8 protein-coding genes are annotated in these 8,487 nt (G+C 58.9%); 2 read left to right on the forward strand and 6 right to left on the reverse strand.

The window, feature by feature from the left end; translation table 11 throughout:
• Window positions 1-137 precede the first annotated feature (137 nt).
• The 3 genes from polA to MWU54_RS15365 form a co-directional block, all read right to left on the reverse strand.
• The gene (gene polA, locus MWU54_RS15355) at window positions 138-2,945 is read right to left on the reverse strand and encodes a DNA polymerase I (RefSeq protein WP_247085457.1); all 2,808 of its coding nucleotides are present in this window, start codon (window positions 2,943-2,945) and stop codon (window positions 138-140) included.
• 81 nt (window positions 2,946-3,026) lie between these two features.
• Entirely contained in the window at window positions 3,027-3,653 is a 627-nt protein-coding gene (locus MWU54_RS15360; protein ID WP_247085459.1) for a Pr6Pr family membrane protein, read from the reverse strand.
• Entirely contained in the window at window positions 3,650-3,835 is a 186-nt protein-coding gene (locus MWU54_RS15365; protein WP_247085461.1) for a zinc-finger domain-containing protein, read from the reverse strand. Before MWU54_RS15365 ends, MWU54_RS15360 begins: the two co-directional genes overlap by 4 nt.
• Window positions 3,836-3,910: 75 nt before the next feature.
• On the opposite strand from MWU54_RS15365, the gene MWU54_RS15370 reads away from it, so the two are divergent.
• Window positions 3,911-4,828, forward strand: a complete 918-nt coding sequence (locus tag MWU54_RS15370; protein ID WP_247085463.1) for an ABC transporter ATP-binding protein — start codon at window positions 3,911-3,913, stop codon at window positions 4,826-4,828.
• A 39-nt stretch (window positions 4,829-4,867) separates the two neighbouring features.
• On the opposite strand, the gene MWU54_RS15375 is transcribed toward MWU54_RS15370, so the two are convergent.
• Window positions 4,868-5,239 (reverse strand): histidine triad nucleotide-binding protein, encoded by a 372-nt coding sequence (locus MWU54_RS15375; protein ID WP_247085465.1) that lies wholly within the window; start codon window positions 5,237-5,239, stop codon window positions 4,868-4,870.
• Between the two features lie 11 nt (window positions 5,240-5,250).
• Window positions 5,251-6,828 carry a DUF5928 domain-containing protein gene (locus tag MWU54_RS15380; RefSeq protein ID WP_247085468.1) on the reverse strand — a complete coding sequence of 526 codons (1,578 nt, stop codon included), beginning with the start codon at window positions 6,826-6,828 and terminating at the stop codon, window positions 5,251-5,253.
• 141 nt (window positions 6,829-6,969) lie between these two features.
• Between MWU54_RS15380 and MWU54_RS15385 the strand changes: the two genes are divergently transcribed.
• Entirely contained in the window at window positions 6,970-7,788 is an 819-nt protein-coding gene (locus tag MWU54_RS15385) for a sulfotransferase family protein (RefSeq protein WP_247085470.1), read from the forward strand.
• A gap of 66 nt (window positions 7,789-7,854) precedes the next feature.
• On the opposite strand, the gene MWU54_RS15390 is transcribed toward MWU54_RS15385, so the two are convergent.
• Window positions 7,855-8,433, reverse strand: coding sequence for a DUF1285 domain-containing protein (locus tag MWU54_RS15390; RefSeq protein ID WP_247085472.1), 579 nt, complete (start codon window positions 8,431-8,433; stop codon window positions 7,855-7,857).
• Window positions 8,434-8,487: the final 54 nt, after the last annotated feature.

An 8,487-nucleotide genomic window follows, 5' to 3' on the forward strand; every position in this document is an offset into this window, starting at 1 on the left:
AAAGTCCGCCTTCTGACCGAGCTGTTCGATCGGGCCGCCTGAATTAGGGCAATTCCGGGCCTCAGTCCGTCCTTGAGCGATCTACGCAACGATCCCTTTCAAAGAGCCTTGGCGAGATTTCGAAATCTCGCCCCCCGTCAGTGCGCTTCAGCCCAGTTGGCCCCCTGCCCTGCATCGGCGACAAGCGGAACCGTGAGGTGCACCACCGGATCAGCCGCGCCCTCCATGACGATGCGTACGGCTTCGATCACCGCGTCTTCGGCCCCGGCTTCCACCTCGAACAGCAATTCGTCATGCACCTGCAACAGCATCTTCGCAGGCAGATCAGCAATCGCATCCGGCATGCGGATCATGGCGCGGCGGATGATGTCGGCGGCGGTGCCCTGGATCGGCGCGTTGATCGCCGCGCGTTTGGCAAAGCCTGCGCGGGGGCCTTTTGCGTTGATCTCGGGTGTGTGGATCACACGGCCAAACAAGGTCTCAACCCGGTTGTGTTCCTTGGCGAATTTCGTGGTGTCGTCCATGTAGGCCTTGATGCCCGGGAAGCGTTCGAAATAGCGGTCGATGAAACCCTGCGCCTCGGCTCTGGGGATCCGCAAATTGCGGGCAAGGCCGAAGCCGGAGATGCCATAGATCACGCCGAAATTGATCGCCTTGGCCTGACGGCGCACATCGGGAGTCATCTCGTCCAAAGGCACATTGAACATCTCGGACGCCGTGGCGGCGTGGATGTCCTGGCCCTCTTTGAACGCGTCCTTGAGCGCCTGAATGTCGGCGATATGGGCAAGGATGCGCAGCTCGATCTGGCTGTAATCCAAAGCGACCAGCGTCTTGCCCGGCTCGGCCACAAACGCCTCGCGGATGCGGCGGCCTTCTTCGGTGCGGATCGGGATATTTTGCAGGTTTGGGTCGGTGGAGGCGAGACGACCTGTATTCGCGCCTGCAATCGAGTAAGACGTGTGCACGCGGCCGGTGTCGGGGTTGATGTGGTCTTGCAGCGCGTCGGTATAGGTGGACTTCAGCTTGCTGAGTTGCCGCCAATCCAGCACGCGGCGCGGCAGGTCGTGTTCCATGGCAAGGTCTTCAAGGACGTCCGCCCCCGTTGCATAGGCCCCCGTCTTGCCGCGCTTGCCGCCTTCTAACCCCATTTCATCGAACAGGATCTCTCCCAATTGCTTGGGGGAGCCCACGTTAAACTTGCGACCGGCCAATTCATAAATCTCGTCTTCCAGCCCCGCCATTTTTTGGCTGAACGCGTTGGACATGCGGCTTAGCGTGTCGCGGTCGACCTTGATCCCGTTGCGTTCCATCTGCGCCAGCACGGGCACAAGCGGACGTTCCATTGTTTCATAGACGCGGGTGACTTTGACCTGATGCAGCTGTGGCTTGAACATGAGCCAGAGACGCAGCGTGATCTCGGCATCCTCGGCCGCGTAAGGCACCGCCTTGTCGATCGGCACGCGGTCAAAGGTGATCTGGCTCTTGCCGGTGCCCAGCAGTTCTTTGATCGGGATCGGGGTGTGGCCGAGGTAACGTTCGCTGAGCGTGTCCATGCCGTGGCTGTGCAGGCCCGCGTTCATGGCGTAGGACATCAGCATCGTGTCGTCGATGGGCTGCACATCCACCCCGTAGCGCGACATGATCTTGGTGTCGTATTTCATGTTCTGCCCGATCTTGATCACAGCCGGGTCTTCGAGCAGCGGTTTAAGCGCCTCAAGCGCATCGTCGAGCGGGATTTGCCCCTCGGCCAGATCGTCAGAGCCAAAGAGGCCCTCGCCGCCCTCGGCCTTGTGGGTCAGGGGCACGTAGCAGGCCTTGCCCGGTTCCACGCAAAGCGAGATGCCGACCAGATCGGCGGTCATGTCATTGAGGCCGGTGGTTTCGGTGTCGAACGCCACCCAGCCTTTTTCATGGGCGGCGTCGATATAGGCCTGCAACGCGGTCAGGTCGCGGACGCAGTCATAGGTTGCCGGGTCCATCGGCGGCAGCTCGGGCGCATCGCCGTCAGGTGGGTTGGCGCCTTCGGGTGTGGTGTCCTGAATGACGGGTGGTTCCACCTCCAGCGCTTCGGCGATGCGCTTGGTGAGGGTGCGGAACTCCATTTCCGCCAGGAACGGCATGAGTTTCTCGGGGTCCGGGTCGCGCACCTCAAGATCGTCGAGGGTGAAGCCCAGTGGCGTTTCGCAATCCAGCATGACGAGCTTCTTCGAAAGCTCGATCTGGTCGCGCTTTTCGATCAGGGTTTCGCGGCGCTTGGGTTGCTTGATCTCTTCCGCGCGGTCGAGCAGGTCTTCGAGGGACCCGTATTCGTTGATCAACAGCGCTGCTGTCTTGATCCCGATCCCCGGCGCACCCGGCACGTTGTCCACGCTGTCGCCTGCCAGCGCCTGCACATCCACAACCCGTTCGGGATAGACGCCAAATTTCTCGAACACACCGTCGCGGTCGATCACGCGGTTGCCCTTCATCGCGTCCATCATCACCACGCCGTCACCGACAAGCTGCATCAGGTCCTTGTCGGACGAAATGATCGTGACACGGCCACCAGCGTCGCGGGCCTGCACCGACAAAGTCGCAATGATGTCATCCGCCTCGTATCCCTCAAGCTCTTCGCAGGCAATGTTGAAAGCTTCAGTCGCGCGTCGGGTCAGGGGGATTTGCGGGCGCAGGTCCTCGGGCATCGCTTCGCGGTTGGCCTTGTACTGATCGTACATGTCGTTGCGGAACGTGTGGCTGCCCTTGTCAAAGATCACCGCGACGTGCGTTGGCGCATCGGGGCCGTGGTTTCCTTCAACATAGCGTTGCAACATGTTGCAGAACCCGCTGACCGCGCCGATAGGCAACCCGTCGGATTTCCGCGTCAGCGGTGGCAGCGCGTGGTAGGCGCGAAAGATGAAGGCCGAGCCGTCGATCAGGTGAAGGTGATGTCCTTTGCCGAATGCCATGTCGCGTGCCCCCTGTTGCAATGCCGAAGGTGTGCCACGGACCGACCGCAGGTTCCAGCCACTAAGCAGATGCAATCTGCCTTACGCTGACGCGCCGCCCTTGTTTGAGGAAAGCCGCGTCAGAGCTTTGGCAACCAGCACGATCAGCGCGCCAACACCCGCAAACACCAACAGTAAACCAAGGACATTCAATGCAGTGCGCGCCAGGCCCAGGTTCGCAAGATTCAGGAAAAAATACGGGTACACGCCATCAGCCTGAGCCCTGATCATTGCATAGATGCAATACACCAAGGGCAGGATCAGCCACGGCAGGATATCCCTGTATCGCAATGCGTGTTTCGCAACGCAGGTCAGCCAGAAGAGCGCAAAGGCCATCGGGACAATCGTGTGCAGCAGCGAATCCACGACCGCGTCTATCCCGGTATAGTCATTCAACGACGCCAAGAGCGCGTGGTACACCGAGGCAACGATCAGGATCGACAACAACAGCCCGCTCAGGCCCTTCGGTGAAACCCGCGCCCCCGACGCGATCCGCGCGCAGGCAAACCCGATCAGCGTGTTGGTCCAGATGGTGAAGAACCGGTAAATCGACCAGACGGCGTCGATCACCGTCTCGCCATGTTCGGACATCCGCAACCAGATGCGGATGGCGATGGCCGCGAACACGGCCAGCGCAATCAGGCCGGCGAACAGCCGGTCAAACGTCACGCGTCAGACGAGTCCTTTTGGTCGGCGTGGACATATCTGGCATCGCAATACGGGCATTCGACCCAGCCAGTGTCATGCGGAATTTGCAACCAGACGCGCGGGTGGCCCAAAGCGCCCTCGCCGCCATCACATGAGATGCGATAGCTGTCCACGATCCTGGTTTCGGGCGCTTGCGTCGTCATCGGGTGCATTTCCTTCGTTGGCATTTCCGTTATGTGCGGTGTAAGCGGACATCGACGGTGGAGCAAGAGATAGCAATGACACAGGACGCCATTCGCATCGAGGGGCTGAAGAAGACTTACAAGGGCGGCAAGGAGGCCCTCAAGGGGGTCGACCTGACCGTTCCGCAAGGGTCGGTGTTCGGCTTGCTTGGGCCGAACGGTGCCGGCAAATCGACATTGATCAACATTCTTGCGGGGCTGGTCACCAAAACCGCCGGGCATGTGTCGATCTGGGGGTGGGATCAGGATGTGAACCCACGCCAGTCGCGCGCGTCCATCGGGGTGATGCCGCAGGAATTGAACCTTGATCCCTTCTTTACCCCGCGCGGCGCTTTGGAAGTGCAGGCCGGGCTTTATGGCGTGCCAAAGTCAGAGCGCCGTTCCGACGAGATCCTTGAGCTTGTGGGGCTGACCGACAAGGCAGAGGCCTATGCCCGCACGCTGTCGGGGGGCATGCGTCGTCGGTTGTTGCTTGGCAAAGCGCTGGTGCACACGCCACATGTTCTGGTGCTGGATGAACCGACGGCCGGCGTCGACATCGAACTGCGCCAGATGTTGTGGACCAACGTGCGCAAGCTGAACCGCGACACCGGGATGACGATCATCCTGACGACGCATTACCTCGAAGAGGCCGAGGAAATGTGCGACGAGATCGCCATCATCAACCACGGCGAGGTGGTTGCGCGCGACAGCACACAAAACCTGTTGGGCCAGCTGGATGCCAAAACAATGGTGATCCAGCCCGAAACCCCGGTCGGCAACTTGCGGGACAGATCCGGGATCAGCGTGTCGCGGCGCGATGATGGCACGCTTCTGGTGTCCTACCGGGCGCGTCAGACCTCGGCAGAGGACGTTTTGGAATTCCTGCGCGAAAACGGCATCCGCATCCGGGACGTGCGCACCGAACAGGCCGACCTCGAAGACGTGTTCCTGTCGCTCACACGCGCCGGGTAGCCGCGTTGGATAACGCGGTAAAGCCGTTTCGAAACGGCTTTACCGCGCTGGTTCCAGCATGCGGCCCAAGCCCCGGCCACCCAAGACATGGATATGCAGGTGCGGGACTTCCTGCACGCCTGCCTCCCCGGCGTTCGAGATGATCCGGTATCCATTCTCCTGCAGGCCTTCGCTTTCGCACACCGCGCCGATGGTGCGGGTGAAATCGGCAATTTCCGCATCACTCGCGGCCTGAGCGAAATGATCATAGCAGACATAGGGTCCTTTCGGGATCACCAGCACATGCACCGGCGCCTGAGGCTGAATATCGCGGAAGGCGAGACTGTGTTCGGTCTCCAGCACCGTGTCATTCGGGATTTCGCCCCTGAGGATTTTCGCAAAGATATTCTGATCATCATAGTGATAGGCCATGACACGACTCCTTAATCGGAAAAAAGATGGTCCGCGCGCGCGATGTCCAGCGCTTGATCGGGCGGCACAGCCAGAAACTGTGTCAACGCCACGGCGTTTTCGTCCGGGCTGTTCTCCTGACGGATCCGCAAGTAGTTCTCGAATTCGGCATCCCGGATCCGGTCGCTTTCATGCACGATATCGTTGCGGATCGTCGGCAAGAGCCGCTCCAGCGTCGCCTGCGGCGTGCTTTCCCCGGCCAGCCCAACGCGCATCGCATGGCCGATCAAGTACTCATCGCTGAAATGACATTCGATTTCGAGCAACCGGGTCGTGGCTCGATCCCGGCAGAAATCTTCGAGAAGATCGAGGTTTCCGGGATCCATGCAGACAACCATCCTGTCGGAATCGTAGTAATCGAACAGCATCCGCATCAATGACCGGCGGTGGCGGTGGCGCTTGCTCAGCGTTGCCTGAATGCCCCCCATATCCGGCAGATCCGTGTCCTCTTCGTTAAACAGATATTCGATACACGGGATGTTGGTCAGCTGCCGGATGCGCGCGACAAGGCGCTTGGCCACGTGCCATTTCTTGCACACCACGATCAGCAACTCGCGTTCGCGCCCCAGTGTGCTTTCCTTTTCCCAAAAGCGGGTCGCAAACCGGCGCCCCACCCGCCCCTTGCCGGTCAGGAATTTGAACAGGGACCGGCCTTCATTGGAGATTTCAAAGTCCACACCCCGTGCCGCATAAAGGCTGCCCAACCTTTCCTTGAGGTCAAAGGCTTCGGGGCTGATCTTCCGGGCGAACAGGAAATCCTGACTGAGCAGTAGATCGAAGTGATCATTGTAGAAGGTCACCGGCATCCCGTAGTCCGAGAACATCAGGAAGGTCAGCGTCCGACAGTCGATCTCGTTTTCCGGCACCAGATGGCGCACCAGCGTCTGAAAGAAGGTCTCGTCCGGGATCCATGTGGTGCTGAAGAACCGCTTCACGTCCGGGCGTTGCTTTACAAAGTCAAGAATGGCTTCAACGGTCCGGCGTCGCAGGCACCACCATTGGCTGCCAATCTGGATCTCAAGGTCTTCCGGAATACTGCGCGTCAGCTTGAAGCGCCTCTGAAATTCAAGGCTTTTGTAGAACAGCCATTTGGAATTTCGTTCGTTCAGGAAGTGACGGTAGATCAGCCGTTCTTCCTTCATCCCGGTCTTGATCCAATCCGAGGCGAAGAAATCGAAGCTTTCGATAAAGTCGACATCCCGCCGATCAAGATATTCATGCGCGTATTCGGCCGTCTTGATCGCCTGGCAATCCCCGGACAGCATGTAGAAATGCGTGGCGCGAGGGAATGCATCGACCGCCGCTTCGACAGCATAGAGCGTCGCCTGAACAAGCGACCACTCGCCCCAGCCGCATTTGATCCGCTTCTTGGCAAATGCCACGTTGGGATTGTCGCTAAGCGCGGTGTGGATGGTTTTGAAAGCTTTTGCATCCGCGCGCGCATCGAAGTGGATTGCGATGTAATCGCCCACGGCCGTCAGGCTCAGGGCCTGACGAATAATTGCGTCAGGGTCCTTGTGACACAGTAATATGAAGGCGATATTTGCCATTCAACCGGGCATCTGCTCTTACTTCACCTCGTTACCAAAGTGATACGCGCGTTCAGTCATTGAATAAACTGCCTTTCTTTGATTTTTTGTTTACGTTACGGGACGAGAAGAGCCCGAGATGAGGCTGGAGGCGGTAGAGTTATGGGATTTCCCGGCACTTGGATGACCGAGAGCGAAAGCATGGTCTATCGCGTTGTGCCGAAATGCGCGTGTTCGACCATCGGGCAGATCATGTTTTTTTCGGACCACGGCGAATTTTTCGATGGCGACATCCATGATGCGCAAAACGGGCTGCATAAATGGGCGCTGGACCATAGCCGGGATCCCATCACGAAGCGCATCCAGGCGCATGATACCTATTCCTTTACCTGCGTGCGGAACCCGTACACCCGGATCCTGAGCTCTTTTTTTGACAAGATCTGCGGCATCCAGCGCAACGGCAAACGGTATCGCGGCAACCTCGTTCCGCTTCTGATCCAGAAATACGGGATCGAGGTCGGCGGTGAGGACGGCAAGCAGGAATTCGACCAGATCAAGAGCTTCCGCCGGTTCCTGCTGTTTGCGCGCGACACCATCCGCTGGCGCCGCCCGATGGATCCGGACATTCACTGGTCCGCGATGTCAGGCCATATCAGCACGTTCATCGTGAATGGTGGCCGGTATGACAACATTTTCTGGACCGAGAGCTTTAACGACGGCATGGCCAGCGTCCTGAGCCAGGTCGACACGAAGCAAAGCATTGATCTTGCGAAGATCCCGCGCTTCAACGAAAGCGAAGGGCACGGACCAAAACGCGCGCATCCGGTCGAAGATTATTTCGATGACCTGTCGATGCATCTCGTCTACGAGATCTACAAACGGGATTTCGAGTTGTTCAAATACGACTTTGAAAATCCGGGCAACAAGATGCCGATTGGCGAGATCGACCTCGACGAGGTGCATGCCAAGCTTGGCGACTGACGCGGACCGCACTACGACGCGCGTGCGAAGTCGGTTCGAACCGACTTCAAGCGGTTTTGAACCCGCTTAGTCCGGCAATTCCGCCGACGGTATGATCTTGAAAAACGTCCCCTTGGACCAGACCCCGAACCAATCCTCGTGATGCGCACCGCACTCAACCAGACGGTAGAAACTCTTGCGGTCGATCAACGCCTCAAGATTGGCGCGGATCAGGATATATGGCGACGGCTCTCCGGTTTCGGGATCCCGCGTGACCCGGATGGGATTGTCGGCTGACGCAACGGCAGAGTCTCCAACATGGGTTTTGAACGTCAGAACCTGCGCGGCACCTTCGCCCTCAACATCGAAATCCGTGGCCACAAAAGGCGCGTCATCGACGGTGATTCCCACCTTTTCAACCGGCGTCACGAGGAAGTATTCGTCGCCATCCTTGCGCAGGATTGACGAAAACAGCTTTACCAGCTCGAATCGGCCAATCGGCGTGCCCAGGTAAAACCACGTCCCGTCCCGCGCGATGCGCATGTCGAGATCGCCGCAAAACGGCGGATTCCACAGATGAACCGGCGGCAGTCCCTTGCCTGTCGCGGCGCGCGCAGAGGCGGCGATGCCGTCTGCGGATGGATTAACACGATCTTGTGCGCTCATTGCTTTTGCCATTTTGACCCTGCGCGTTACACTTTCCTGAAACGAGATAATCCG

It is taken from the genome of Marivita sp. S6314 (assembly GCF_023015985.1).
GTDB lineage: Bacteria > Pseudomonadota > Alphaproteobacteria > Rhodobacterales > Rhodobacteraceae > Marivita.

What these genes read in the sequence shown, in the direction of transcription:
- MWU54_RS15390 (WP_247085472.1), bottom strand. Translation starts at nt 8,433, where the DNA reads ATGAGCGCACAAGATCGTGTTAATCCATCCGCAGACGGCATCGCCGCC.
- MWU54_RS15385 (WP_247085470.1), top strand. Translation starts at nt 6,970, where the DNA reads ATGGGATTTCCCGGCACTTGGATGACCGAGAGCGAAAGCATGGTCTAT.
- MWU54_RS15370 (WP_247085463.1), top strand. Translation starts at nt 3,911, where the DNA reads ATGACACAGGACGCCATTCGCATCGAGGGGCTGAAGAAGACTTACAAG.
- MWU54_RS15375 (WP_247085465.1), bottom strand. Translation starts at nt 5,239, where the DNA reads ATGGCCTATCACTATGATGATCAGAATATCTTTGCGAAAATCCTCAGG.
- MWU54_RS15365 (WP_247085461.1), bottom strand. Translation starts at nt 3,835, where the DNA reads ATGACGACGCAAGCGCCCGAAACCAGGATCGTGGACAGCTATCGCATC.
- polA (WP_247085457.1), bottom strand. Translation starts at nt 2,945, where the DNA reads ATGGCATTCGGCAAAGGACATCACCTTCACCTGATCGACGGCTCGGCC.
- MWU54_RS15380 (WP_247085468.1), bottom strand. Translation starts at nt 6,828, where the DNA reads ATGGCAAATATCGCCTTCATATTACTGTGTCACAAGGACCCTGACGCA.